Source organism: Amycolatopsis sp. 2-15, from assembly GCF_030285625.1.
Lineage (GTDB): Bacteria > Actinomycetota > Actinomycetes > Mycobacteriales > Pseudonocardiaceae > Amycolatopsis > Amycolatopsis carbonis.
This window is the reverse complement of the sequence record NZ_CP127294.1, coordinates 5470371-5494778: the sequence shown is the minus strand read 5'-3', so window position 1 is coordinate 5494778 and position 24408 is coordinate 5470371. Positions and strand designations below refer to the sequence as shown.

At 71.2% G+C, this 24408-nt stretch carries 24 protein-coding genes and 2 pseudogenes; 8 read left to right on the top strand and 18 right to left on the bottom strand.

Annotation, left to right across the window (positions count from 1 at the left end; genetic code table 11):
* Window positions 1–9: 9 nt before the first annotated feature.
* The 13 genes and pseudogenes from QRX50_RS27300 to QRX50_RS27240 form a co-directional block, all read right to left on the bottom strand.
* Window positions 10–528, bottom strand: a complete 519-nt coding sequence (locus tag QRX50_RS27300; protein WP_285966017.1) for a hypothetical protein — start codon at window positions 526–528, stop codon at window positions 10–12.
* A 129-nt stretch (window positions 529–657) separates the two neighbouring features.
* Window positions 658–1137, bottom strand: coding sequence for a hypothetical protein (locus QRX50_RS27295; RefSeq protein WP_285966016.1), 480 nt, complete (start codon window positions 1135–1137; stop codon window positions 658–660).
* 383 nt (window positions 1138–1520) lie between these two features.
* Window positions 1521–2024, bottom strand: coding sequence for a hypothetical protein (locus QRX50_RS27290; RefSeq protein WP_285966015.1), 504 nt, complete (start codon window positions 2022–2024; stop codon window positions 1521–1523).
* A 159-nt stretch (window positions 2025–2183) separates the two neighbouring features.
* Window positions 2184–2981: an Mce/MlaD family protein gene (locus tag QRX50_RS27285; RefSeq protein ID WP_285966014.1), complete on the bottom strand. Its 798-nt coding sequence runs from the start codon at window positions 2979–2981 to the stop codon at window positions 2184–2186.
* A gap of 83 nt (window positions 2982–3064) precedes the next feature.
* A complete protein-coding gene (locus QRX50_RS27280) occupies window positions 3065–3493 on the bottom strand; it encodes an MCE family protein (protein WP_285966013.1) in 429 nt (142 codons plus the stop codon).
* 100 nt (window positions 3494–3593) lie between these two features.
* Window positions 3594–4645: pseudogene (locus QRX50_RS27275) on the bottom strand (ABC transporter ATP-binding protein).
* Window positions 4646–4667: 22 nt separating this feature from the next.
* Entirely contained in the window at window positions 4668–5075 is a 408-nt protein-coding gene (locus QRX50_RS27270) for an SCP2 sterol-binding domain-containing protein (protein ID WP_285966012.1), read from the bottom strand.
* Between the two features lie 31 nt (window positions 5076–5106).
* The gene (locus tag QRX50_RS27265) at window positions 5107–6369 is read right to left on the bottom strand and encodes a cytochrome P450 (protein ID WP_285966011.1); all 1263 of its coding nucleotides are present in this window, start codon (window positions 6367–6369) and stop codon (window positions 5107–5109) included.
* A complete protein-coding gene (locus tag QRX50_RS27260; RefSeq protein WP_285966010.1) occupies window positions 6366–7814 on the bottom strand; it encodes an aldehyde dehydrogenase in 1449 nt (482 codons plus the stop codon). The genes QRX50_RS27265 and QRX50_RS27260 overlap by 4 nt, the downstream gene beginning before the upstream one ends.
* Window positions 7814–9027: pseudogene (locus QRX50_RS27255) on the bottom strand (NAD(P)/FAD-dependent oxidoreductase). Before QRX50_RS27255 ends, QRX50_RS27260 begins: the two are co-directional and overlap by 1 nt.
* Window positions 9024–9215, bottom strand: a complete 192-nt coding sequence (locus QRX50_RS27250) for a ferredoxin (RefSeq protein WP_285966009.1) — start codon at window positions 9213–9215, stop codon at window positions 9024–9026. The pseudogene QRX50_RS27255 and the gene QRX50_RS27250 overlap by 4 nt, the downstream one beginning before the upstream one ends.
* A gap of 4 nt (window positions 9216–9219) precedes the next feature.
* Window positions 9220–10323, bottom strand: coding sequence for an NAD(P)-dependent alcohol dehydrogenase (locus tag QRX50_RS27245; RefSeq protein WP_285966008.1), 1104 nt, complete (start codon window positions 10321–10323; stop codon window positions 9220–9222).
* Window positions 10324–10358: 35 nt separating this feature from the next.
* Window positions 10359–11870, bottom strand: coding sequence for an acyl-CoA synthetase (locus tag QRX50_RS27240; RefSeq protein WP_285966007.1), 1512 nt, complete (start codon window positions 11868–11870; stop codon window positions 10359–10361).
* Window positions 11871–12081: 211 nt separating this feature from the next.
* Between QRX50_RS27240 and QRX50_RS27235 the strand changes: the two genes are divergently transcribed.
* A complete protein-coding gene (locus tag QRX50_RS27235; RefSeq protein WP_285966006.1) occupies window positions 12082–12720 on the top strand; it encodes a TetR/AcrR family transcriptional regulator in 639 nt (212 codons plus the stop codon).
* Window positions 12721–12726: 6 nt separating this feature from the next.
* On the opposite strand, the gene QRX50_RS27230 is transcribed toward QRX50_RS27235, so the two are convergent.
* From QRX50_RS27230 to QRX50_RS27220, 3 genes are read right to left on the bottom strand one after another with little or no spacing between them, the layout of a single operon-like run.
* A complete protein-coding gene (locus QRX50_RS27230; RefSeq protein WP_285966005.1) occupies window positions 12727–13404 on the bottom strand; it encodes a TetR/AcrR family transcriptional regulator in 678 nt (225 codons plus the stop codon).
* 43 nt (window positions 13405–13447) lie between these two features.
* Window positions 13448–14203, bottom strand: coding sequence for a 3-hydroxyacyl-CoA dehydrogenase (locus QRX50_RS27225; protein WP_285966004.1), 756 nt, complete (start codon window positions 14201–14203; stop codon window positions 13448–13450).
* 11 nt (window positions 14204–14214) lie between these two features.
* A complete protein-coding gene (locus QRX50_RS27220) occupies window positions 14215–15186 on the bottom strand; it encodes an NAD(P)H-dependent flavin oxidoreductase (protein ID WP_285966003.1) in 972 nt (323 codons plus the stop codon).
* A gap of 145 nt (window positions 15187–15331) precedes the next feature.
* Between QRX50_RS27220 and QRX50_RS27215 the strand changes: the two genes are divergently transcribed.
* The 3 genes from QRX50_RS27215 to QRX50_RS27205 are packed head-to-tail and all read left to right on the top strand — an operon-like array spanning window position 15332 to window position 18703.
* Complete coding sequence (locus QRX50_RS27215) at window positions 15332–16486, top strand: acyl-CoA dehydrogenase family protein (RefSeq protein ID WP_285966002.1); 1155 nt, start codon at window positions 15332–15334, stop codon at window positions 16484–16486.
* A gap of 31 nt (window positions 16487–16517) precedes the next feature.
* Entirely contained in the window at window positions 16518–17921 is a 1404-nt protein-coding gene (locus QRX50_RS27210; RefSeq protein ID WP_285966001.1) for a 4-hydroxyphenylacetate 3-hydroxylase N-terminal domain-containing protein, read from the top strand.
* Between the two features lie 20 nt (window positions 17922–17941).
* Window positions 17942–18703: an enoyl-CoA hydratase-related protein gene (locus tag QRX50_RS27205; protein WP_285966000.1), complete on the top strand. Its 762-nt coding sequence runs from the start codon at window positions 17942–17944 to the stop codon at window positions 18701–18703.
* 3 nt (window positions 18704–18706) lie between these two features.
* Here QRX50_RS27205 and QRX50_RS27200 read toward each other — a convergent pair whose 3' ends face one another.
* The gene (locus QRX50_RS27200) at window positions 18707–19501 is read right to left on the bottom strand and encodes a DUF1684 domain-containing protein (protein WP_285965999.1); all 795 of its coding nucleotides are present in this window, start codon (window positions 19499–19501) and stop codon (window positions 18707–18709) included.
* Between the two features lie 93 nt (window positions 19502–19594).
* Between QRX50_RS27200 and QRX50_RS27195 the strand changes: the two genes are divergently transcribed.
* The 4 genes from QRX50_RS27195 to QRX50_RS27180 all read left to right on the top strand — a co-directional run bounded on the left by QRX50_RS27195 (window position 19595) and on the right by QRX50_RS27180 (window position 22956).
* Window positions 19595–20530 (top strand): alpha/beta fold hydrolase, encoded by a 936-nt coding sequence (locus QRX50_RS27195; RefSeq protein WP_285965998.1) that lies wholly within the window; start codon window positions 19595–19597, stop codon window positions 20528–20530.
* An 89-nt stretch (window positions 20531–20619) separates the two neighbouring features.
* The gene (locus tag QRX50_RS27190; protein WP_285965997.1) at window positions 20620–22119 is read left to right on the top strand and encodes a glycosyltransferase family 39 protein; all 1500 of its coding nucleotides are present in this window, start codon (window positions 20620–20622) and stop codon (window positions 22117–22119) included.
* Complete coding sequence (gene rnhA, locus QRX50_RS27185; RefSeq protein ID WP_285965996.1) at window positions 22116–22586, top strand: ribonuclease HI; 471 nt, start codon at window positions 22116–22118, stop codon at window positions 22584–22586. The genes QRX50_RS27190 and rnhA overlap by 4 nt, the downstream gene beginning before the upstream one ends.
* On the top strand, window positions 22573–22956 hold the full coding sequence (locus QRX50_RS27180) for a YchJ family protein (protein ID WP_285965995.1): 384 nt from the start codon (window positions 22573–22575) through the stop codon (window positions 22954–22956). The genes rnhA and QRX50_RS27180 overlap by 14 nt, the downstream gene beginning before the upstream one ends.
* A gap of 20 nt (window positions 22957–22976) precedes the next feature.
* Here the strand turns inward: QRX50_RS27180 and QRX50_RS27175 are convergent, their stop codons facing one another.
* Complete coding sequence (locus tag QRX50_RS27175; RefSeq protein ID WP_285965994.1) at window positions 22977–24398, bottom strand: carboxylesterase/lipase family protein; 1422 nt, start codon at window positions 24396–24398, stop codon at window positions 22977–22979.
* Between the last annotated feature and the right edge of the window lie 10 nt (window positions 24399–24408).

Genomic DNA, 24408 nt, shown 5'->3' with positions numbered 1-24408 from the left:
CACCTGTCGCTACACCGGCCGGACCATCAGCCAGGCGCTGGACAGCCCGGCTTCTTCCGCGGCTTCCCTGATCAACGGCCAGGCCCTTCGTAGCGCCACCTCCTCGTCACGGGCCTGATAGGCCCAGCGTTCGAACCGGTTGACGTGGTGAGTGCTCGCGAGCGCGGTGAAGTCGTGTGCTCCGATCACGTGCCAGACATGGCGCGCCACGCCGTGGAAGAACGGGCGGTCCCAGAACTTCACGCCCGGCTCGAACTCCAGATCCTCGGCGGTGAACCACTCGTAGCCCAGAGCGTTCGACCACGTGTCGAACAAGTAGCGGCCACCGACCTGAGGGGCTCCGGCGACGGGGTCGAACCGCCACGGCAGGTACTTGTGCCGCATCCCGGGCCGGGCGTCCATCGCGGGCCGGTCGGCCTCCACCAGGTCCGCGATCTGCCGCACGCGAAGATCACCGGGGAGCGCGAAATCGGAAGTGAAGGCGGCTTCCGCTGCGATCGGCCCCGGCCCGTACCCGCAAATGTCCATCGACGCTCCCCTCGTCCGGCTTCGGTTCCGAACGTAGGAAGCGGGCGGGACCAAGGTCAACTTCGGCGGCCGCGCGCGGCCACGGTAGCCGAACGGGTCTTCCCGGCGAACCGAACGGCCACTTTTCGCTTACAGGACCGCGATGTCGCTGATCCTCCAGTGGCCGTTGTCCTCCGTGGCGGTGAGGCGGACCTGCGCGCCGCCGCTGGAGGTGTCGGGGATGCCGGCGCGGGAGGTCGTCTGGTCGGCGAAGACGAGGACGTGGGCGGTCGTGCCGGTGATGTCCTTGATGCCGATGGTGCGGACGCGGCTGGTGAGGGTGAGGTGGTTGGGGACGGCTTGTTGCTGGACGGCCGAGAGCAGCTGGCGGTATTGGGTGACGGCGTTGCCGGTGAGGTATTCGTCGGCGGCGCGTTGGGTTTTGGCGACGTCCTGGTAGTCGAGCGAGAAGACGGCTTCGAAGGCGGCGCTGAGCTGGCCGGTGACGGCGGAGGTGGTGGCGCTGTCGGAGAAAGCGGTGTTGGCGGCCAGGCCGGAGGTCGTGGACTGGTGGGCCTGGAAGCCGAACCAGCCGGCGGCGGCCAGAAGGACGACGGTCAGCGCCGACAAGCCGACGGTCAGCCGACCGCGGCGACGTTTGCCCGGCCCCGCAGTTGCTTCGGCGGGTTCGGCCGAAGCAACCGGCGCGGGAATCCCCGGCGAGCGGCTCGACGTCGGAGTCCCGCGAGACGGCGGGCGTGGCCGCGCCATCAGACTTTGCCTCGACTCCGGAGTCCGGCTCGGCCTCACCACGAACCTGGGTGCCCGGCCCGGCGAGTCCGGGCTCGGCCGTGCGGTCCGCTGAGGCATCAGCCGGCTCGATCACGTCGACGGCCGAAGCCGCGGAAGGCTGCGCGGCGCGGGGTTTCCCGGCGACCGCGGTGCGGCGCGGGCGAGGGGACGGCGGCCGGTGGCGGGTGAGGGCCATGACGGAAATCCGTTCGCAAGGAGTCTCAGAGGCTGACGGTGACCGGCTGGACGGCCGAGAGCTTCCAGCCGTCCGCGGTCCGCGTGACGGTCGCCTGGAAGCGGTTGCGCTTGACGGCCGCGGGGGTGGCGCCCTGGCTCGCGGTGACTTCCACGACGGCCATGAGCTGCGCGGTGCCGGCCTGCGGGTCGAGCTGGGACAGCGCGGCGTCGAGGACGCGGGCGGTGGTGGTGCTCTTGGCGGTCTGCAGGGCCGTGACGCCCTGGGCGTGGCCCGCGCGGATCTGGTCGAGCAGGGGGCCGGTGGTGACCGTCTCCCACTTGCGCAGGTCGGCGTCCGCGGTGGTGTAGTTCGCGGTCGTCAGGGTGGCGACGGCGGTTTCGCCCGCGGACTCGGCCGCCTCACGGTCGGCGGCGATCGAGACCGGGTCGCTGTGGGCCGCCGAGGCCCACCACCAGCCGGTGCCGGCCGCGGCCAAGGCGGCGATCACCGCGGCCGTCGCGGCCGGCCGTTGGGCGGAGAAGCGCATGGGAATCCTCATTTCACGCGAGGCAAGCTGGGCGAGCCGGCCGAGGCCGCGGCCCGGGCATGGCCACAGGGCCGAGCAGGAATGGAGTGCCGAGCAGGAATGGAGTGCCGAGCGGGAATGGACCGGAGGCGGAAGTCGAGGCAGGGCGCATGGGAATCCTCATTTCGCACCGGAAAGGCCGAGCAAACCGGCCAACGACGTAGGACCGGAAAGCGCCGGAACGCCCAGCAGGCCCGGCAAAGGCAGGCCACCCACCGGAGCGCCGCCGGAAGACGCAACCGCGGGAGGCGGCACCGCCGGCGGCTTCCCGCCGTAAGGAGCGTTCTGCGAACCCCGCACCGAAGTCGGGCTCCCCGGCGGTAGAGCGCAGTACGCCGTGGTGTTCGCCGGTGTCTGGGAGACCTGGTCGGCCGGCCTTCGAACTGTGTTCTCGTAGCCGCGGGTGCAGACGTACGGGTCGAAGAAGTTGAGCACCAGGCCCAAGTGCGCGGTGCCGTCGCCGGGGACGACGGTGTTGGCGAGGGTCATCAGTTGCGGGTACGAGACGAGGATGTCCTCGATGCCGTCGCGGCGGGGGGCGATGACGTCGGCCGTGGTCAGCAGGTTCGCGAGCAGCACGCTGAGCTGCGGGCCGGTCTCGGTGACGGCGTTGATCTGCTGCGCCGCCTGCGGGGCGGCCGTGATGAGGTGCCGGAGGTCGCCGTCGGAGGACTTCAGCTGGGCGGCCAGCACGCGCAGGTTCGCGGAGAAGTCCTTGATCTGCGCGGACTGCGCGTTCTGGGTGTCGAGCACGACGCGCGCGCTCGACAGCAGCTGCGAAGTTTCGTGGACGTGGTCGAGCGCGGCCGAGGTGAAGGTGTCCGTCGAGTCCAGCAGCTGCCGCAGGTCGGGTGCGGCCGAGCCGGACAGCGTGTTGTCGAGCTCGTCGACGACCGTGCGCAGCTGATCGGTCGGCACACTGCCGGCAAGCGCCTCGTGGTCGCCGTTCGCGCCGCACCAGACGTCGTCGAGCTTCGGGCCGAAGTCGGCGAGCTGTTTCGTCAGGCACGGGTACTCGGGGGCGCGTAGCGCTCCAGCAGGTCCAGCGTCGGGCGCGAATCGCTCGTGACGCGGATCAGGTTGTCCTTGTTGGCGGCGGGGAAGTCGCGCAGGTTCAGCCCCGTGGTGGTGAGGTCGGAGTACAGCGAGCGCAACGAGTCCTGTTGCTGCGCAATCGTTTTCGTCGTCGTGGTGAGGTCGCTCAACGCCTGCAGCAGGTCTGGCGCGGCGTGGGCGTAGGTGTCCGCGACGCCTGGCAGTGCGGCGAGGTCGGCCGTCAGGTCGGGCACCGACGGGTTGATCCGCCGCACGTAGTCGCCGAGCCGAGTGAGCGTCTGTCCGAGCTGCTCGCCACGGCCGTCGAGCGCGTCGGACACCGCGTTGAGCGTGGTCGAGAGCTTCTGCGGCTGCACGGCCTGCAGTACCGGCATCAGCTTGTCGAGGATCCGAGCCGCAGCACGTCCAGGCCGAGGGCGAACATCCGCTCGGTGTGGCCGAACGCGCGCGAGCCGGGAAACGTCCACGCGGTGCTCACGAGACCTCCTCGACGCGGTGGCGGCCGTGGTCCACGCGATCCAGGCGGTCCACGCCGTAGCGGCGGCGTTCCTCCGGCGTGAGCGACGCGAGGATCCCGTCCTGCGCCGCTTCCGGCAGTGTCGGCAGGAGCCGCAGCACGCGGTCCCTGCGCAGCGCCTCGCCCGGCCGCGTCGGCAGCCCGGGCGCGAGCTGCATCTGCGGCGGGATCCCGGCGACTTCTTCGACGCCACCGTCGCGGTGCCCGGCGGCGAACTTCGCGCGTTCCGCGGCCATGGTCGCCGAGTCCTTCTCCTCGCTCATGCCGATCGGGCCGTCCATGCGGCCGTTGAGGAACTGGCGCACCACCGGCTCCTCACTGCTCAGCAGCACCTCGCGCGGGCCGAACAGCACCAGCTCGCGGCGGAAGAGCATGCCGAGGTTGTCGGGCACGGTCCGGGCGAGGTTGATGTTGTGCGTGACGATGAGGAACGTCGCGTCGCTCTGGGCGTTGACGTCGAGGAACAGCTGCGAGATGTAGGTGGTGCGCACCGGGTCCAGGCCGGAGTCGGGCTCGTCGACGAGCAGGATCTCGGGGTCGAGCACGAGCGCCCGGGCCAGGCCGGCGCGTTTGCGCATGCCGCCGGAGATCTCACCGGGCAGCTTGCGGTCGGCGCCGGCCACGCCCGTGAGCTCCAGCTTCTCGCGCACGATCCGCCGGATCTCCGTCTCCGACTTGCGGGTGTGCTCGCGCAGCGGGAACGCGATGTTGTCGAACAAGGTCATGGAGCCGAACAGCGCGCCGTCCTGGAACAGCACCCGAACAGCTTGCGCACCTCGTAGAGCCGGTGCTCCGAGCACGTGACCACGTCGACGCCGTCGACCACGCAGCGGCCGCGGTCGGGCTTGAGCAGCCCGATCAGCGACTTGAGGAACAACGACTTCCCGGTTCCAGAGGGACCCAGCAGGACGGACACCTCACCCGGGGGCAGGGTGAGGGTCACGTCCCGCCGGATCGTCTGGCGCCCGAACGACTTCGTCAGGCCCTCGACGACGACTTCCGCACCCACCGTTGTGCTCGCCCTTCCCGGCTCAGCCGACGATCAGGTCCTCGCGCCCGTCGGCGCGCAGATTTTCCACGTACACGGGAAAGAGTTTCTTCGACAGCGGGGCGAGCTTGATCAGCTTCGACACGGGACCGTCCACTTTGACCTTGCCGCGGGCCATGGCGAACGTGAGGTTCACTTTGCCCTGCCAGTAGCCGTTGGCGACCTCGCTGTCCATCGTCATGGTCGCGTCGGCCGGGGCGTCGAACGCGTCGCCGGTCACGCGGCGGTTCTGCGTGTCGATCAGCAGCGCGGACTCGGGGTTGGTGCACACCATCTTCAGCACCAGTCCGGTGCCGGCGAGCTTGGCGGCGAGGTCGGCGTCGGCGAACGCGGTTTCGAAGATGCCGCCGATGTACTGGTAGATCTCTTCGGGCTTGCTGAACGCGGGCATGCTGGCCTCCGGTCTGTTCGGGAACGTGGTCTCAGAAGAAGCAGGGCATGGCGCGCACGGCGTGCACGAAGTTGCCGGCCAGGTAGTCGGGCTCGCCGGCGGTAATGGCCGGCAGGGTGCGCAGCAGCTCGCCGAACAGGGCGCGCAGCTGGGCCTTGGCGACCTGGTTGCCGAGGCAGAAGTGCGCGCCGCCCCCGCCGAAGCTCACGTGTGGGTTGGGGCTGCGGCTCAGATCGAAGTGGCCCGGCTCGTCGAACACCTCGGGGTCGAAGTTGCCGGACGCGTAGAACATCACCACCTTCTCGCCGGTGCTGATCTGCTGCCCGCCCAGCTCGAAGTCCGCGACAGCCGTGCGGCGGAAGGTCATCACCGGGGAGGCCCAGCGGACGAACTCGTCGAGCGCGCTGCCGATGCGGCCGTCGAAGTCGGCCATCAGCCACTCGCGCTGCTCCGGGAAGTCGGTGAGCGCGCGCAGCGTGTGACTGGTGGTCTGGCGCGTGGTGTCGTTGCCCGCCACCGACAGCAGCACGAAGAACGCCGCGATCTCCTCGTCGGTGAGGCGCTCACCGTCCACTTCGGCCTGCACGAGGTTGGTCATCAGGTCCTCGGCCGGGTGGGCGCGGCGGTGCTCGGCCATCTCGAACGCCACGCCGTGCAGCGTCATCTGGGCCTCGAAGATCATGTCGATCGGGTCGCGCCCGGCGAGGTAGACCGGGTCGGCCCAGGACACCGACGCGTCGGCGGCGTGGGCCACGCTCTCGCGGTGGGCCTGGGGGATGCCGACCATGTCCGACAACGTGCGGATCGGCAGCTGCCCGGAGCACTGGCGCACGAAGTCGGCGCCGCTGCCCGCCTCGGCCAGCTCGCGCACGATGTCGCGGGCGTTGGCCTTGATCTGCTCGTCGATGCGGCGCACCTGCTTCGGGGTGAACGCGGCACTGACGAGCTTGCGGATCTTCGTGTGCCGCGGCGGGTCCATCGCCAGGAACGACTGCGACGCCTCGAGCATCTCCTCGGGGATGTTCTCGAACATCACGCCCTGGCCGGACACGAACACGTCGTTGCGGCGGCTCACCTCGACGATGTCGGCGTGGCGGACCACGGCCCAGTAGCCGGGGTCCTCGGGGTCCTCCATCAGCGCGTCCTCGACCGGCCGGTGCCAGGACACCGGACGCTCCTGGCGCAGCGCGGCGAAACTGCGCTCGCGGTCGGCGGCGCGGGTCGACCAGAAGGCCCGCGACGAAAGGTCGATCTCGTCGTACTCGCGCTGCTGCGGGGTCACGATGGCGGTCATGCGGAAATCTCCTGTCCCAAGTAGACGGACTTGAGCTGCTGGTAGGCGGCGAGGCCCTCGGGCCCGAGCTCGCGACCGACGCCGCTGGCCTTCACGCCGCCGAACGGGGCGCCCAGGTCGAGGTCGTAGAAGTTCACGCCGACGCTGCCGGTCTCCACGCGGCGCGCCACATCCAGGCCCTTCTCCACGTCGGAGGTCCAGATGGTGCCGCCGAGTCCGTAGTCGGAGTCGTTGGCGATCGAGACCGCCTCGTCGACATCGCCGTACGGGATCACCGTGAGCACCGGGCCGAAGATCTCCTCCCGCGCGATCCGGCTGCCGTTGTCGACGCCGCCGAACACGGTGGGCTGCACGTACCAGCCGCGGTCGCGGCCGGGACGCCCGCCGCCGGCCGCCAGCGTCGCGCCGGACTCGCGACCCACCGCCACGTACTCCTCGACCTTGCGTCGCTGCTTGTCGCTGACCAGCGGGCCGATGTGCGTGCCCGGGTCGAGCGGGTCGCCGACGGTCAGCGCGGACGCCAGCCCGGACAGCGCGGCGACGACCTCGTCGTGGCGCGAGCGCGGGGCGAGGATGCGCGTGGAGAGGTAGCAGGTCTGGCCGTTGTTCAGCAGGCTCGCGGTGGCCAGGCCCTGCACGGTGGCCGCCAGGTCGGCGTCGTCGAGCACGATCGCCGCCGACTTCCCGCCCAGTTCCAGCGTGACGGGACGCAGCAGGCGGCCGCACGCCTCGCCGATCTTCCGGCCGACGGGCGTGGACCCGGTGAACGCGACCTTCCGCACGCCCGGGTGCGTCACGAGGTACTCGCCGATGTCCGCGCCGCCGGAGATCACGTTCAGCACGCCCGCGGGCAAGCCCGCGCGTTCGGCGGTGGCCGCCAGCTCCAGCGCGTCCAAAGTGGTCTCGGGCGACGGCTTGAGCACCACGGCGCAGCCCGCGGCCAGGGCCGGCGCGAGCTTGAACATCGTGAGCACCTGCGGGAAGTTCCACGGCACCACGAGCGCGACCACGCCGACCGGCTCCTTGCGCACCACGGTGACGCCCTGGCCGTCCAGGCGCGGCCGGCGCTCCTCGGCGGGCGCGGCCCCGAGCGCGGCGTAGTACTGCAGGATCCCGACCGGGCCGGCCCCCTCGGCCGCGGTGGCGACGGTGATCGGCATGCCGTTCTGGATCGTGGTGAGCTCGGCGCGCTGGGCCACGTTCTTGCCCAGCTCCTCGGCGAACGCCATCAGCAGCCCGGACCGCGCCTCCGGCGTGAGCCCGCCCCACTCCGCGGACCGCAGCGCGCGACCGGCGGCGGCGACGGCGGCGTCCACTTCGGACTCCCCGGCGAGCGGCACCGTGCCGATGCGTTCCTCGGTGTCCGGCGAGACCACGGCGAGCGTCGCACCGCCCACCGGGCGCACCCACGCGCCGTCGATGTACAGGGCTTCGTGTTCGTGCATCAGCGCACTCCTTCGGACACGGGTTCCCGCCGCCGGGCGGCGAAGTCGAGCGCGCCGGACCAGTCGGTGCGGCGTGCGATGAGGGCCCGGAACTTCATGATCTCCCGTTGTTTGTTCACCGCGAGCACGCCGGCGAGGCGCTCGCCTGAGCGGTACAGCGCGACGAACCGGCCCTCGTCCGGATCGCCGAGCACCACCTGGATCTCGTCGGCGTCGGGCACGCCGGCGAACTGGATGCGGGTGTCGTACCAGTCGGACCAGAAGTAGGGCACGGTCTCGTACGGCTTGGCCGCCCCCGGCACCGCCGCACCGACGCCCGCCGCGGCCCCCTGCTCCGCGGCGCTGCTCCAGTGCTCCAGGCGCATGGCCCGGCCGAACACCGGGTTGGCCCACCGGGCGACATCCCCGCCGCGTACACGCCGGGCAGCCCGGTGGCCAGCGTCTCGTCGCACACCACGCCGTCCTCCAGCGTCAGGCCGCTGCCCGCCAGCCAGTCCGTGGCCGGGACCGCGCCGGCGCCGACCACGACCAGGTCCGCGTCCAGCGTGGTGCCGTCGGCCAGCCGCACGCGTTCGACGCGGCCGTGGCCTTCGACACCGGTCACGGCGACTCCGCAGCGCAGGTCCGTGCCGTTCGCGCGGTGCAGCGCCGAGCACGGCTCCCCCATGGCGCCGATCGCCCGCATCAACGGCGTCGGCGCGGCCTCCACCACGGTCACCGGCAGGCCGCGTTTGCGCGCCGCCGAGGCGATTTCCGAGCCGATGAACCCGGCGCCGATCACCACCGTGCGCGCGCCGGTGTCAAGGGCCGCGCGCACGGCGAGCGCGTCGTCGAGGGTGCGCAGCGTGTGCACACCGGCCAGGTGGCTGGTGCCGGGCAGGGTCCGGGCGGTCGCGCCGGTGGCGATCACGAGGCCGTCGTACGGGATCTCCTTCCCGCCCGCGTGCACCACGCGCTCGGCCGGGTCCAGCGCGTGCGCCCGGGTGCCGAGCACGAGCTCGACGCCGAGCTCGTCACGCAGCACCTGCTCCTCGCGGAACACCGGCGCGGCGACCGGCCCGTCGAGGAACGCCTTCGACAGCGGCGGCCGGTCGTAGGGCAGGTGCTCCTCCGCGCCGACGAGCGTCACGGTCCCGGTGAACCCGGCCTTGCGCGCGCCCTCCACGGCCCGCAACCCGGCCAAGGAAGCACCGACGACGACGAGACGGGTCACTGCTCAAGCCTCAGGGCCTCGGTCGGGCAGCCCGTCACCGCTTGCTCCACTTCGGACTCCAGCCCGTCGGGCACGGTCTCGGACGACAGGACCAGGTCACCGTTGTCGTCCACCTCGAACACCTCGGGCGCGAACGACTCGCAGATGCCCAGCCCGGTGCAGCGGGCGCGGTCCACGACGATCTTCACGTGCTCACTCCTTCCGCGCGGAGGGAACCAGGACGGGCTTCACGACCTCGCCCTTCAGGCTTGCCTGCTCGGCTTCGTTGATCTCCTCGAACGGGAACGTCTCCACCAGCCGGTCGAACGGGAACCGGCCCTGGCGCCACAGCTCGATCAGCCGCGGGATCATCACCTGCGGCACGGCGTCGCCTTCGAGGATTCCCATCACGTTGCGGCCCACGGCGAGCGCCGTCGGGTCGAGCACCAGGTCGCCCTGCTGCACGCCGACGAGCCCGCAGGTTCCGGTAGGGCGCAGCACCGCGATCGCCGTGGTGATCACCGAGGGCACGCCGGTGGTGTCCAAGGTGTACTGAGCGCCGCCCGTGGCCGCCAGCAGCTGCTCGACCAGGTCGGCCGCGGCGCCGTCGACGGTGTGCGTGGCACCGAGCTCCTTCGCCAGCTCCAGCCGGCGCGGGTTGAGGTCCACGGCGACGATCCGCGCAGCACCGGCCACCCGCGCCGCCATCACCGCGGACAGGCCCACGCCGCCCGCGCCGAACACGACGAAACTCGTGCCGGGCTCCACGCCGAGCGCGCTGAACACCGACGCCGCGCCGGTCTGGATGCCGCAGCCGAGCGGGCCGAGCAGCTCCAGCGGCAGCTCCGGATCGACCTTTACTGCGTTGCGCGCCGCGACGACCGAGTGCGAGGCGAACGACGACTGCCCGAACCACCGGGCCGCCACGGCTTCACCGGCGGCGTCGAGCACCGGCTGCTCGCCGTCCGGGTCGTGGCCGGTGAGGTTGCGCGGGAAGAACGTCTCGCAGTACGACGGGTGCCCGGCGACGCAGTTGGCGCAGTGGCCGCAGAAGTCGAACGACAGCACCACGTGGTCACCCGGCGCCAGGCTCGTGACGTCGGCGCCCACGGCCTCGACGACACCCGAACCCTCGTGTCCGGTGATGATCGGCGGCGCGGCCAGGAACCCGGGCGCGCGCGGCAGCAGGTCCGTGTGGCACAGCCCGGCGCCGGCGATGCGCACCAGCACCTGGCCCGCGCCCGGCGCGGGCAGCTCGACGTCCTCGATCCGGTAGGGCCCGTCGGCGGCGCGCAGCACCGCGGCCTTGATCTGCATGATCTTCTCGCTCCTGGTGGGTCCGAAGTGGTCGGTCAGCGGGTGAGCTCGCCCTTGACGAGCTTCCCGGTGGGAGTGCGGGGCAGCCGGTCCACGAAGGTGAACGCCCGGGGGACCTTGTAGTGCGCGATGCGCTCGCGCAGGTATTCGCGCAGCTCGTCGCCGAGGCCGGGCCCCGCCTCGCCCGCGGGTTCGACGAACGCCTGCACCGCCTCGCCCATCTCCGGGTCGGGCACGCCGACCACGGCGACGTCGAGCACTTTCGGGTGCAGCGTCAGCGCGTTCTCGATCTCCTGCGGGTAGATGTTCACCCCGCCGGAGATGATCATGAAGGCCTTGCGGTCGGTGAGGAACAGGAAACCGTCCTCGTCGACGTACCCGACGTCGCCGGTGGTGGTCCACGTCGGGTGCGCCGGGTGCTGCGCCTTGGCGGTCTTGCCCGGGTCGTTGTGGTAGGCGAACGGCAGCGCGTCGCGTTCGAAGTAGACGGTGCCGATGCCGCCCGCCGGCAGCTCTTCGCCGTCCTCGCCGCAGATGCGGATCACGCCGACGCCGGCGGGCCCGACCGAGCCGGGCTTGCGCAGCCACTGCTCGCTGTCGATGAACGTGATGCCGCTGCCCTCGGTGGACGAGTAGTACTCGTGCAGGACCGGGCCCCACCAGTCGATCATGGCCCGCTTGACGTCGACCGGGCACGGCGCCGCGGCGTGGACGGCCACGCGCTGGCTCGACAGGTCGTACCTCGCGCGCGTGGCCTCGGGGAGCTTGAGCATGCGGACGAACATCGTCGGTACCCACTGGCTGTGCGTCACGTGGTGGGTCTCGATCGCAGAAAGCGCTTGCTCCGCGTCGAACTTCTCCATCAGCACCACCGTGCCGCCCAGCGCCTGCACCACACCGCCGAAGCGCAGCGGCGCCGCGTGGTAGACCGGCGCGGGCGAGAGGTAGACCGTGTCGGGGCCGAACCCGTACAGGGTCCCGAAAACCGCGGTGTAGACGTCGCCCGGCTCGTCGACCCGGCGCTCGGGCAGCGGCGGCTTGATCCCCTTCGGCCGGCCGGTGGTGCCGGAAGAGTAGAGCATGTCCATACCGCGCGGCTGCTCCGGCAGCGGCTCGGCCGACGTGCCCGCCAGCGCGTCCTCATAGGACTCGTGGCCGGGCACGCTTCCCCGGTACGCCAGGCGGATGCGCACCTTCGGCGTGTCCCCGACCACGGCCTCGGCCACGGCGGCGAGCCCGGCGGACACGATCAGCGCCTCCGCACCGCAGTCGTCGACGATGTAGGCGACCTCGGCCGGCGAAAGGTGCCGGTTCACGGCCGTGATGTAGAGACCCGAGCGCAGCGCGGCCCAGTAGACCTCGAACACTTTCGGGTCATTTCCCGAAAGGAGCGCGATGTGGTCGCCGCGGCGCAGCCCCGCGTCGTGCAGGTAGCGCGCCAGCCGCGCCGAACGCTCCTCCAGCTGCCCGTACGTGAGCACCTCGCCGCCCGCCACGACGACGGCGGGCTTGTCGGGGAACTGCTCGGCGTGAACACCGGGGTACATGGGCGCTCCTGGCAGGGGAACCGGACGGGGAGCCGACCGGTGCGCCGCGGGCGCCCGAACGGTCGGCTGTGACCTCGGGAGAGCTATCTAGCGTTCGTTAAGTTGAGCGTATGGTCCAGCTCACATGTTGTCAAGACAGTATGTCTAGATTCTCTGTCCAGTCAATTCGAGCGCCGAGCCGGTAGGGTGACTGCGAGGACAAGGAGGCTGGATGCCGTCGGTGACCCGCAAGCCCCAGACTGCTCGCAAGCAGCAGCGCCGGGAGACGCTCAGCCGCCAGTTGCTGGAGGCGACCGAGCGCCTCATGGGCGAGGGACTCACGTTCACCGAGCTGAGCGTCGACCGCCTGGCGTCCGAAGGCGGCATCTCGCGCGCCACCTTCTACGTCTACTTCGAGGACAAGGGCCAGCTGCTGCGGCTGTTCGCGCAGCACGTGTTCGCCGACCTCACCGAAGCCGCGCAACGCTGGTGGAACAGCGCCGACGCGCGCGACCCGGAGGACCTGCGGGCGTCGGTCACGGAGATCATCGCTCGCTACCGCAACCACCGTTCGGTGCTCTACGCGGTGATCGAGATGGCGGCCTACGACTCCGAGGTCGACGAGCTCTACCGCGGCATCATGGAGGGCCTCGTCGACGCCATCGCGGCGATCATCGAACGGGGTCAGGCCGCGGGCACGATCACCCCGATGCCGGTGCGCGCCACGGCTTCCGCGCTCACGTGGATGGTCGAGCGCACGTGCCACCAGACGCTGCGCTTCACCCCGGAGTCCGAGGACGACGCGCTGGCCGACTCCATGACCGAGGTCATCTGGCGCACCCTGTACCTGGAGCCGGCGCCGCGTCCGTGACGCGCCTCAGCGCTTGCGCTTCACCGGCCGCGCGCCGACCGTGCGCAGCACGAGGTCCACGTACCGCTCGGCGAGCGCTTCGGGCTTCAGCGGGCCACCGGGCTGGTACCAGCGCGCGATCGACTGGCACATGCCCAGCACGGCCCGCACGGTCTCCTCGGGGTGGGCCACGGTGAACACCCCCTCGCGCGCGCCGTCCTCGATGATCCCGGTCAGGACGGTCTCGATCTCCTTGCGGCGCGCGGCGTAGCGCTTGCGCGAGTCCGGGGAGAGGTGCCGCAGCTCGAGGTCCAGCGCCGCCAGCCGCGTGCGGTGCGTCATGTGCAGCACCACGGCCTCGACGACGTTGACCAGCTGCTCACGCGGGCCGGCCGCGTCGGCCGCCGCCGCGTTGACGCGGCTGACGGCTTCGCCGGTGCCCAGGTCGAGCAACGCGGCGAAGGCGCCTTCCTTGCTGTCGTGGTGGTAGTACAGCGAGGGCACGGTCTGCCCGACCCGGCGGACGATGTCGCGCACCGAGGTGCCGTGGAAACCGTGCTCGTAGAACGCGTCGAGCGCGGCGGCGAGCAGGGGCGTCAGCTCCAGCTCGTCGTAGTGCCGCCAGTCGGACCCCGGCTCGAGCTCGATCGAGACCGAGGCAGAGGCCGCCGGAGTAGAGGCCACCGCCTCCCGCGCACGCACCATGTTCCACCCATCGAGTCCGGAAGCTTCCCCGCCGAGTCTAGGCTCAGCGCGGGGCCATGCGGATGGCGCCGTCGAGCCGGATGGTCTCGCCGTTGAGCATCGGGTTCTCCACGATGTGACAGGCCAACGCCGCGTACTCCGCCGGATCACCCAGCCGGGACGGGTGCGGCACCTGCGCACCGAGCGAATCGATGGCCTCGTCGGGCAATGTGGCGAACAGCGGCGTGCGGAACAGCCCCGGCGCGATGGTCATCACGCGGATCTTGAGGCTCGCCAGGTCGCGGGCGATCGGCAGGGTCATGCCGACGATGCCGCCCTTCGACGCCGAGTACGCGGCCTGCCCGACCTGACCGTCGAACGCCGCGACGGACGCGGTGTTCACGATGACACCGCGTTCCTCGTCCACCGGCTCGGTCTGCGCCACCCGTTCGGCGGCCAGCCGGAGCACGTTGAACGTGCCGATCAGGTTGACCGACACCACCTTCGTGAACGCGTCCAGCGGGAACGCGCCCTTCTTCCCGACGGTCTTCACCGCGTTGCCGATGCCCGCGCAGTTCACGACCACCCGCAGGTCGCCCAGCGACGCGGCGGCGTCGACGGCGGCCCGCACGTCGGCCTCGCTCGTCACGTCGGCCGGGGCGAACACGCCGGCCAGCTCCGCGGCGACCGCGGCACCGTCCGAAGTGGGCAGATCGACCACGACGACCTTCGCGCCGCGCTTGTGCAGCTCCTTCGCGGTGGCCAGGCCCAGCCCCGACGCCCCGCCGGTCACGAGCGCGACCGTGTTCGCGATGTCCATCCGTGTCCTCCTCAGGCCAGCACGCCGGCCAGGCGGCCGGCGATGATCTCGTGTGCCTCGGCGACGATGCGGGAGACCAGCTCCGCCACCGTCGGCACGTCGTGGACGAGTCCCTGCACCACACCCGCGGACCAGATGCCGAGGTCGACGTCGCCGGTCTCGTACACCTTGCGGCCGCGGCTGCCCGCCACCAGGTCGCGCACGTCGTCGAAGCCACCTCCACCGGCGAGGATGCCGACCACCTCGCGGCTCGCGGCGTTGGACGCCACCCGGGCGGTGTTGCGCAGCGACCGGAAGATCAGCTCCGTGTCCCGCTCGCTCGCCTCGACGAGGCGCTGCTTCACGTTGTCGTGCACCGGCGCCTCGGCCGTGGCGAGGAAGCGGGTGCCCATGTTGACGCCGTCGGCGCCGAGCGCGAGGGCGGCGACGAGGCCACGACCGTCGGCGAACCCGCCGGAGGCGATCATCGGGATCGTCACCTGCTCGGCCGCGGCCGGGATCAGCACCAGGCCCGGGACGTCGTCCTCGCCGGGGTGCCCGGCGCACTCGAAGCCGTCGATGGAAACCCCGTCCACGCCGAGGGCCTGCGCCTTCACCGCGTGGCGGACGCTGGTGCACTTGTGCAGCACCTTCACCCCGGCCGCGCGGAACGCGGGCAGGTGCTCGGCGGGGTTGAACCCGGCCGTCTCGACGACCGGCACGCCGGAGCCGGTGATCACGTCACGGTATTCGGCGTACGGCGGCGGGTTGATCGACGGCAGGATCGTGAGGTTCACCCCGAAGGGTTTGTCCGTGAGCTCCCGGCAGCGGACGATCTCCTTCGCCAGGTCCTCCGGCGTCGGCTGCGTGAGCGCGGTGAGGAACCCGAGCGCACCCGCGTTCGCGACCGCGGCCACGAGCTCCGCGCGGCCCACCCACTGCATGCCGCCTTGGACGATGGGGTGCGCCACCCCGAAAACCTCGCAGAAGCGCGTGCGCAGCATCGGGACTCCCTCGTTCGGTTCGGCACTGGCGTTCCGGCTCCGAAGGTAACTTAGCGATCGTTAGATATACAGTGACCCTGGTCTCTTGACAGCGACGGGCGTGTTTAACGATCGTTAGATAACTTCCGACGACGCAGGGGGCACCGTGCAACGCCAGCTCTTCACCGCCGACCACGAGGCCTACCGCGAACTGGTCCGGGAGTTCACCGCGCGCGAGGTCGTGCCGAACCTCGAGCGCTGGGACGCCGACCGGCTGATCGACCGCGAGGTCTGGCGCGCCGCCGGCAAGCAGGGCGTGATCGGGCTGGCCGTGCCGGAGGAGCACGGCGGCGCCGGGCAGCCGGACTACCGCTACCGCGTGGTCGTGGCCGAGGAGCTGGCGCGGGTCGGGGCGGCGTCGCTGCACTCGAGTTTCGGGCTGCAGGACGACATCATCATCCCGTACGTGCAGGACCTGGGCACCGACGAGCAGCGCCGGAAGTGGCTGCCGGGCATGGCCTCGGGCGAGCTGATCGGTGCCATCGCGATGACCGAGCCGGGCGCGGGCAGCGATCTTCAGGGCGTGTGCACCACGGCCGTGCGCGACGGTGGCGAATGGGTCCTCAATGGACAGAAGACGTTCATCACCAGCGGCATCAACGCCGACTTCGTGATCGTGGTGGCCCGCACCGACCCGGCGGCGGGTTCGCGCGGGTTCAGCCTGATCGTGGTCGAGGACGGCACCCCGGGTTTCACACGCGGGCGCAAGCTCGACAAGGTCGGCCTGCAGGCGCAGGACACCGCGGAGCTGTTCTTCTCCGACGTGCGCGTGCCGGTGGCGAACCTGCTCGGCACCGAGGGCCGCGGGTTCGCTCACCTGATGGAACGGCTGCCGCGCGAGCGCATGTCGATCGCCGTCGGCAGCCTCGCGAGCGTCGACGCGGTGTTCGCCGAAACACGCGAATACTGCTTCAGCCGCAAGGCGTTCGGCAGGCCGATCGGCGATTTCCAGAACACCCGCTTCGTGCTCGCGGAGATCGCCACCGAACGCGACGTGACGGCCGCGTACCTCGACGCGTGCGTGCACGAGCTCAACGCCGGCACGCTCACCGCGGTCGACGCGGCGAAGGCCAAGTGGTGGGCCAGCGAGCTGCAGAAGCGCGTGGTCGACCGCTGTGTGCAGCTGCACGGCGGCTACGGCTACATGCTGGAGTACCCCGTCGCCCGGGCCTTTGTGGACTCCCGCATCCAGACGATCTACGGCGGTACCACCGAGATCATGAAGGAGATCATCGGCCGGGATCTCGCCACGGGCAACTGACCACCCCACCGACACAGAAGGCTGGCGACACATGGGTTTGCGCACGGCGAAGGAGTACCGGGGCGGGCTGCGCGACGGCCGTCGCGTGTTCTACCGAGGGCAGCGGGTGGACAGCGTGGGAGACCACCCGGAGCTGACACTCGCGGTGGACCACTCCGCGCACTGCTTCGACATCGCGCAGTCGCACCCCGAGCTGGCCGTCGCCGACGGGTACTCGGCGTTCTACCGCGTGCCGCGTTCGGCCGAACAGCTGCGGGCACGCGGTGAGCTGATCGAAACCGTCTCCCGGCTGGGCGGCGGGATCATCGTGCTCAAGGAGGTGGGCAGCGACGCGATGTTCGCGCTGCTGCGCACGCTCGGAGGTGAGGAGCTGGAGCGCGCGAAGGCGTTCCACGAGCGCGTGTGCCGCGACGACCTGGCGCTGGCCGTGGCGCAGACGGACGTGAAGGGCGATCGTTCGCTCGCGCCGCACCAGCAGGCCGACCCGGACCTGTACCTGCGGATCGTCGACGAGGACGCCGACTCGATCACCGTGCGCGGCGCGAAGTGCCACACGTCGTACTCGGCCAACGCCGACGAGCTGATCGTGCTGCCGACGCGCGCGATGGGTCCCGACGACGCGGACTACGCCGTGTCGTTCGCCATCCCCATCGACACACCCGGCCTGAACATCTACGTCTCGCCCTACCTCGCCGGTGAACGCAACGAGTTCGAGTTCCCGTTGTCGTCGAAGCACAAGATGCTCGAAAGCCTCACGGTGTTCGACGACGTGCGGGTGCCGAAGGATCGGGTGTTCCTGAACCGGCGCCCGGAGCTGGCGGGACCGCTGGCGATCGCGTTCGTGGACTACCACCGGTTCACCGCGATCAACTACAAGCTGCCGCTGCTCGACCTGCTGGTGGGTTCGGCGTCGCTGATCGCCGAGTACAACGGCATCGCACGCGCCGGGCACGTGAAGGACAAGATCACGCAGCTCATCGCGTACGCCGAGACCGTGCGCGGGCTCGCGGAGCTGGCCGCGCTGCGGTCGCGGCCCGGGCAGGACGGCATCCAGCAGCCCGACCCCGTCGCGGTGAACACGGCCAAGTACACCTTCGCGCACGGCTTTCACGACGCGGCGGCGAAGCTCATGGACCTCGCCGGCGGTCTGCTCGCCACCGGCCCCGGTGGTGAGGACTGGGGAACCCGGAGATCCGCGCGGTGCTGGAGAAGTACTACGCGGCCGCGGTGCCGGCCGAGCCACGGCTGCGGCTGCTCAACCTCATCGCCGACCTCACCGCTCGCGACTACGGTGGCTACCAGGCCGTGCTCGCCACGCACGCGGAAGGTTCGCTGGAGGCGGAGAAGCTGCAGATCGCCCGCACCTACGATCCGACGCGCGCCCGAGCGTACGTCAGCCACCACGCCGGACTCGCCTGAAAGGGGCCTTCCTTGACCGCGCCAGTTGATGTGCCAGTGAAGATCGAGCAGGACGGTGCCGCGCTGCGCATCGAGTTCGACCGGCCCGACCGGCTCAACGCCGTGACCACCGCGATGCTCGTGCGCGCGGGCGACGCCGTGGAAGAGGCGCTGGCGGACGCGAGCGTGCGGGTGGTCGTGCTGACGGGTGCCGGGCGCGCCTTCTGCGCCGGCGCCGACCTCGCCGGCAGCGACATCGAGGCCGACCCGGACACCGGCACGATCGACGCCGCCAACCGGCTCACCCGTCTGTTCCGCGACATCCCGAAGCCGGTGGTGGCCGCGGTGAACGGCCCGGCCGTGGGCGTGGGCTGCTCGTTCGCGCTGGCCGCGGACCTGTGCGTGGCGCGGGAGTCGGCGTACTTCCTGCTGGCGTTCGCCAACGTCGGCCTGATGCCCGACGGCGGTTCCACCGCCCTGGTGCCCGCCGCCATCGGCCGCGCACGGGCGGCGCGGATGGCGATGCTGGCCGAGCGGATTCCGGCTCCGCAGGCCCTGGAGTGGGGCATGATCTCCCACGTCGTCGCGGACGGCGACTTCGACGCGGAGGTCGCGCGCCTCACCAAGCAGCTCGCCGAGGGCCCCACGGCTTCGTTCGCGCAGACGAAGCGGGCGTTGGCCGCTTCGTCGCTGGCCCAGCTCGACGGCGCGTTCGAGCTGGAGCGGGCCGGACAGTCTTCGTTGTTCGCCACCAAGGACTTCGCCGAAGGCCTGGCCGCCTTCCGCGCCAAGCGCCGTCCCGAGTTCCGCGGCGAGTGAGGTCTACTGCCGCTCGTAGGGCAGCTTCTCCCCCGCCTCCACGGCGAACGGGAGCCGGTTGCCCTCGGGCGGCAGCGGGCAGGTCGCGAAGTCGGTGAACGCGCAGGGCAGGTTGCGGGCCCTCGTGAAGTCCAGCGTGACGCGGCCCTGCTCGTCCGGCTTGTCCACGGCGAGCGACCGGTTGGCGGCGTAGGTGGTGACGCCGCTGGTCGCGTCGGTGAAGAGGATCGTGAAGCCGCCTTCGCGCCCGTTGAAGGCGGTGAGGGTGTACTCGGCGCCTTCGTGGGTGAACCGGACCTTGCCGGGCGCGGTGTACACGTGCGACAGCCCTTCGACCACCGCCCCCACCGTGACCGGCCGCGGCTCTTCGAACGCCTCGAACCGCCCTGCGATGGCCCATTTCTCATCCGGTTCATACGCCGGCACACCCCGGAACCCGTTGAGCACCGGTGCCTCGGGATCGTGCACGCGGATGAGGTACCCCGACCGCCTGGCGATCTCCACCTCGACGGCCCCGGCTGTCACCCGCGTCCCGGCGCCGCTGTTCACCAGCTCGATCCGCTTGACGCCGGTGATCTTCTCGCCCTCGTGCTCGAGGTCGGCACCTTCGGGGTCGACGTACGCGGCTTCCGCGTCCTGCCACCACTTCCCGGGCAGGTTCTCGTAGCCGCGCGGCTCGTCCTCCAGCCAGTCGAGGGACACGAGTGCCAGCCAGCCGTAGGGGTCGGCCAGCTCCTTCTCGCGCTGCAGCTTCCAGTCCAACCAGGCATGGGTGAAGTCCCTGGTGCTCGCCGTCATGCTTGCCCCTTCCGTCGACCCGTGCCGGTGATAACGCCGCGCCGCGGGCGTTGTTCCGCGTCCCATCATGCGGGCGCCGATATCTTCGGGCGAGTGGCGACGACGACAGAAGCACAGGGCATGGCGAACGACACGGGAAGCGGGGCCCCGTTGGGGACGCGCTACGCGGTCCCCGGCGGAGCGATGCTGCTGCACCGATCCGGCACCGGTGGGCCGCCCGTGGTGTTCCTGGCCGGTGGCGGCATGTTCGGCCTGTACTACTGGAACGTCCACAACCTCGTCGCGGAGTTCACGACGAGCGTGCTCTACGACCGGCTCGGCACCGGCTGGAGCGACTCGGCAGTTCTCCCCCGCAGCGGCACGCAGGTCACCGACGACCTGCGCGAGCTGTTGCGCAGCGCGGCCGTCCCCGGCCCGTACGTGCTCGTCGGGCATTCACTCGGCGGCCTGTACGCGCGGCTCTACGCAAAGCGGTTCCCCGGCGAGGTCGCGGGCCTGGTCCTGCTCGACCCGACACACGAGAACATCGTCGGCTACCTGCCGGCGGAGAAGGCGCGGCTGCTGCGGAACTCCAGTACCGAGGACCTGTTCTCACCCGAGCAGCTGGACACGATGCGGACCGCCTACCGGGCCACGTTCGGCCGGGCACTCGCCGGCTGGCCCGCCGAGATCCGCGAACCACTGCTGGACCAGGGGTTCAGCCGTGCGCGGTATCGGCAGTCGCTGCGGGAACCGATGAACCTGCCGCGGCTGTTCGGCGAGGTCCGCGCCGCGGGGCCCGACCCCGACGTGTCGCTGATCTTCTTGTCCGCCATGGGGGTCGACCGGTTCGCCGAGGAGCTGGTACCGCCCGAGGCGCGTGCCTCGCTGGTCGAGTCCAACCAGGCCAAGCACCGGCTGTACACCGACCTGGCCACCGCGCTCCCCCGGGCCGAAGTCCGCCGCCTGGACGATGCCGGGCACTCGGGCCTCGCCTGGCTCCGGCCGGACGCCGTGGTCCAGGCGATCCGTGACGTGTCGCCGCGCTGACCCGCTCCCGGCACGTCTCGGGTCGGAAACGTCGGCCCTGTCGATCTCGCGGCAGCGTTACGATCCGCCCTGCCGGGTGAGGGGAAGCCATGGGGGAAACCGCTTCGGAGACAGCCGCCAGGACCAGGGCGCCGTTCGCGGCGGGCGGGGTCGGGATCGTGGTGCTGGTGCAGACCGCGGTGCTCACGGTGCTGTCGGGCGGGTATGGCTTCCACCGCGACGAGTTCTACTACGTCGCCGCCGGGAACAGGCTGGCGTGGGGGTACGTGGACCAGCCGCCGTTGACGCCGGCGTTGGCGAGGCTCGCGACGAGTCTCTTCGGGGACACCGCGCCCGGGCTGCGGGTGGTCGCGACACTGGCCGGGGTGGCGACCGCGCTCGTCCTGGCCTTGCTCGCGCGGGAGTTCGGGGCCGGGTACGCGGGCCAGGTGATCACCGCCGTGGTCACGGCGCTGTCGGGGTACGTCCTCGTCGTCTCGCACATGCTGTCGACCACGACGATCGACATGCTCGTCTGGTCGGTGCTGGGGCTGTTCACCGCCAGGCTGCTCAAGACCGGTGACGGCCGCTGGTGGCTCGCCATCGGCGCGGCGACCGGCGTCGGGCTGCTCAACAAGTGGCTCGTGCCCCTGCTGCTCCTCGCGCTGGCCGTCGCCGTGTGCATCACGGGGCCCCGCAAGGTGTTCCGGACGTGGTGGCTGGCGGCCGGCGCCGCCATCGCCCTCGCGGCGGTCGCGCCCGTGCTCGTCTGGGAAGCCCGGAACGGCTGGCCCATGGTCACCTTCGCCGGCGGCATCAGCGAGAACGACGGCGCCGAGAACCGCCTGATGTTCGTCCCGCTGCAGATCGCCTACCTGTCCCCCGCGCTGGTGCCCGTGTGGATCGCCGGGATCGTGCGGCTGTGGAAGACGCCGCGGCTGCGCTCGTTCTCCCTCGCGTACCCGATCCTCTGCGTCGTCCTGCTCGCGCTCGGCGGCAAGCCGTACTACTCGCTGCCGCTGCTGATGCTGCTCACCGCGGCCGGCGTGCAGCCCGCGCTGGAGTGGTTCGCGCGCCACCGGGCGAGGCGGTGGTGGCTGGTCGCCGCCGGGCTCGGGGCGGCGGTCTCCCTCGCCATCGGGCTGCCGATCGTGCCGGCGCAAGCACTCGGCCCGGTGCTCGCGCTCAACAAGGAACAGGGCGAGCAGATCGGCTGGCCGGGGTTCGTCACGACCGTCTCCGACGCGTGGCGGCAGGTTCCCGAGAAGGCCAACGCCGTGGTCTTCACCAGCAACTACGGCGAAGCGAGCGCGATCGAGCACTACGGCGCGGCCCACGACTTGCCCGCGCCCTATTCCGGCCACATGTCGTATGCCGACTGGGGCCCGCCGCCCGACCGGATGGACGGGACGGTGGTGCTCGTCGGCGCGTTCGACCGCCCGGCCCGCGCGTTCACCGGCTGCCGCGAGGTCGCCGTGCAGGACACCGGGATCGACAACGACGAGAGGGCACCCCCGTCGCCCTGTGCACCGGGACCACGGCCGCTTGGTCGGCACTCTGGCCGAGCCTCCGCCACTTCTCCTGACGCGCTCGGTAGGGTCGCTGCGTGAGCGAAGAGGCCGTGGAGATCTACACCGACGGAGCATGCAGCGGCAACCCCGGCCCTGGCGGCTGGGGCGCCTTCCTGCGCTACGGCCGCCACGAGCGTGAGCTCTACGGCGGCGCGGACACGGTGACCACCAACAACCGCATGGAGCTCATGGCGCCGATCCAGGCGCTGGAGAGTCTCACGCGGCCGTCGGTCGTGCGGATCTACACCGACAGCACCTACGTCCGCAACGGCGTGACGCAGTGGATGCCGCGGTGGAAGAAGAACGGCTGGCAGACCGCGGCGAAGCAGCCCGTGAAGAACGCCGACCTGTGGCAGCGCCTCGACTCCGCGGGCGAGCGCCACGAGGTCGAGTGGCTGTGGGTCAAGGGCCACGCCGGCCTGCCCGAGAACGAGCGCGCCGACCGGCTGGCCGTGAAGGGCGCACAGGAATCCGCCCAGGCCGGGGTCAAGCGTGCCGGCAGCTGACCCACGCTGTCCCTGCGGCCTGCCCCAGCTCTACGCCGAGTGCTGCGGCCGCTTCCACGACAGCCGCCAGACCGCGCCCACCGCCGAGCTGCTGATGCGCTCGCGCTACAGCGCGTTCGCCGTCGCCGATCCCGCGTACCTGCTGGCGACCTGGCACCCGGACACCCGCCCGAAGCGGCTGCGCCTCGACGACGGCCAGGAGTGGACCGGCCTCGACATCCTCGGCGGTACCGGCGGCGGGCTGCTGCAGAACGAGGGCACCGTCGAGTTCCGCGCGCACTACCGCTTCCGCGGCCACGACGACACGTTGCACGAGAACAGCCGCTTCGTCCGCGAAGCGGGCCAGTGGTTCTACGTCAGTGCCGGCTGAACCTGCGCTCTGACCCGGTTTCAGAGGGCATCCCACAGCCGGCGTTGCCCGGCGTCCGGATCGGACACGGTCGTGCTCACGTCGTCGAACAGCCGCGTGATCCGCGCGCCGGGCTCGTACGGTGCCCAGCCCGGGTCGCCCGTCGCGACGAAGCGGACCCACACGTCGAACATCTGGGTCGCCATCGCCTGCAACCGAGCCGGATCCGGTTTCGCCAGCGCGAACAGGAAGCGCCAGTTCTTGTTGCCGATGTCGTCGAACATCAGCGGCAGGTCGAGCCCGTGCACGGCGCCGAGCCCCTTGCCGCGCGGCGCGATCCGCCAGTCGAGCCGGTACATCCACGCGGTGCCGTCCGCGGCGTGCTGCGCCTCGGCCAGCCGGATGGCGGGCCGCCACCAGTCGCCGGCCGTCCGCACGCGGTTACGCAGCTGGTCCTCGGGCCAGCCGGGCAGCAGCTCGCGGTAGGCGGCGACGCCCTTGGCGATCGTCTCGTCGTCGAGCATCGTCGAGCCGGTGCCCAGCAGCTTCGCGCGGCCGGTCTGCAGCCAGGAGAACAGGTCCTGCTCGTCGGCCGTCGTGCCGGTGAGCACCCGCACGTGTCGGGCGGCGCCGTCGGCCACGGCTTCACCCGGATACCGGGGCAGCAGGTCGCCGTCCACGATCACGCGGTAGGTCACGAGTTTTCCCGACGCGGCCGCGACCCGTTGCTGTGCCTCGAGGATCCGTGTCACCGGCAACGTGGCGAGTTCACCCGCGGACACGCCGAGGTCGGCCAGCAGCGCCGCCGCCACGGCCTCACCCTCGGCCGGCGTGTGCACGACCGAGCCGACGCCCGTGCCGCTCTGCACGATCGCCTGGTGGAAGAGCCCCCGCGTCCGCGGCACGGCCAGCAGCGTGCCGACCGTGCGCCCGCCGTTCGACTGCCCGGCGAGCGTCACCCGCTCCGGATCGCCGCCGAACGCCGCCACGTTGTCGCGCACCCACTCCAGCGCGAGCACCTGGTCGTGCAGCGAAAGATTCCCCTCGGACACGCCGGGCAGCCGCAGCATGCCCAGCACCCCGAGGCGATAGCCGACGGTCACCACGACCACGCCGCGGCGCGCGTAGGCCGACGCGTCGAACTGGTGCGGTGAGCCCAAGACCCCGCCACCGCCGTGGATCCACACCAGCACCGGGTACGGCCCGGGCGAGGCCGGCGCGTAGACGTTGACGTGGAGGCAGTCCTCCTCGCCGGTGAACCCGCGCCCGGTCACCTCCGGCTGTGGGGCCCGCGCGGCGAACCGCGTCGCGTCGCGGACGCCGGTCCAGCTGCCGACCGGTCGCGGCGGCCGGAACCGCAGCGGACCCACGGGCGGCTCGGCGTAGGGCACGCCCAGGAAATACCCGACCCCGTCGCGCACTTCGCCACGCACCGCACCGGCTCGCGTCTCCACCGTCGTCACGCGGGCCAGC

What these genes read in the sequence shown, in the direction of transcription:
- QRX50_RS27300 (WP_285966017.1), bottom strand. Translation starts at nt 528, where the DNA reads ATGGACATTTGCGGGTACGGGCCGGGGCCGATCGCAGCGGAAGCCGCC.
- QRX50_RS27290 (WP_285966015.1), bottom strand. Translation starts at nt 2,024, where the DNA reads ATGCGCTTCTCCGCCCAACGGCCGGCCGCGACGGCCGCGGTGATCGCC.
- QRX50_RS27280 (WP_285966013.1), bottom strand. Translation starts at nt 3,493, where the DNA reads ATGCCGGTACTGCAGGCCGTGCAGCCGCAGAAGCTCTCGACCACGCTC.
- QRX50_RS27270 (WP_285966012.1), bottom strand. Translation starts at nt 5,075, where the DNA reads ATGCCCGCGTTCAGCAAGCCCGAAGAGATCTACCAGTACATCGGCGGC.
- QRX50_RS27265 (WP_285966011.1), bottom strand. Translation starts at nt 6,369, where the DNA reads ATGACCGCCATCGTGACCCCGCAGCAGCGCGAGTACGACGAGATCGAC.
- QRX50_RS27260 (WP_285966010.1), bottom strand. Translation starts at nt 7,814, where the DNA reads ATGCACGAACACGAAGCCCTGTACATCGACGGCGCGTGGGTGCGCCCG.
- QRX50_RS27245 (WP_285966008.1), bottom strand. Translation starts at nt 10,323, where the DNA reads ATGCAGATCAAGGCCGCGGTGCTGCGCGCCGCCGACGGGCCCTACCGG.
- QRX50_RS27240 (WP_285966007.1), bottom strand. Translation starts at nt 11,870, where the DNA reads ATGTACCCCGGTGTTCACGCCGAGCAGTTCCCCGACAAGCCCGCCGTC.
- QRX50_RS27235 (WP_285966006.1), top strand. Translation starts at nt 12,082, where the DNA reads ATGCCGTCGGTGACCCGCAAGCCCCAGACTGCTCGCAAGCAGCAGCGC.
- QRX50_RS27230 (WP_285966005.1), bottom strand. Translation starts at nt 13,404, where the DNA reads ATGGTGCGTGCGCGGGAGGCGGTGGCCTCTACTCCGGCGGCCTCTGCC.
- QRX50_RS27225 (WP_285966004.1), bottom strand. Translation starts at nt 14,203, where the DNA reads ATGGACATCGCGAACACGGTCGCGCTCGTGACCGGCGGGGCGTCGGGG.
- QRX50_RS27220 (WP_285966003.1), bottom strand. Translation starts at nt 15,186, where the DNA reads ATGCTGCGCACGCGCTTCTGCGAGGTTTTCGGGGTGGCGCACCCCATC.
- QRX50_RS27210 (WP_285966001.1), top strand. Translation starts at nt 16,518, where the DNA reads ATGGGTTTGCGCACGGCGAAGGAGTACCGGGGCGGGCTGCGCGACGGC.
- QRX50_RS27200 (WP_285965999.1), bottom strand. Translation starts at nt 19,501, where the DNA reads ATGACGGCGAGCACCAGGGACTTCACCCATGCCTGGTTGGACTGGAAG.
- QRX50_RS27190 (WP_285965997.1), top strand. Translation starts at nt 20,620, where the DNA reads ATGGGGGAAACCGCTTCGGAGACAGCCGCCAGGACCAGGGCGCCGTTC.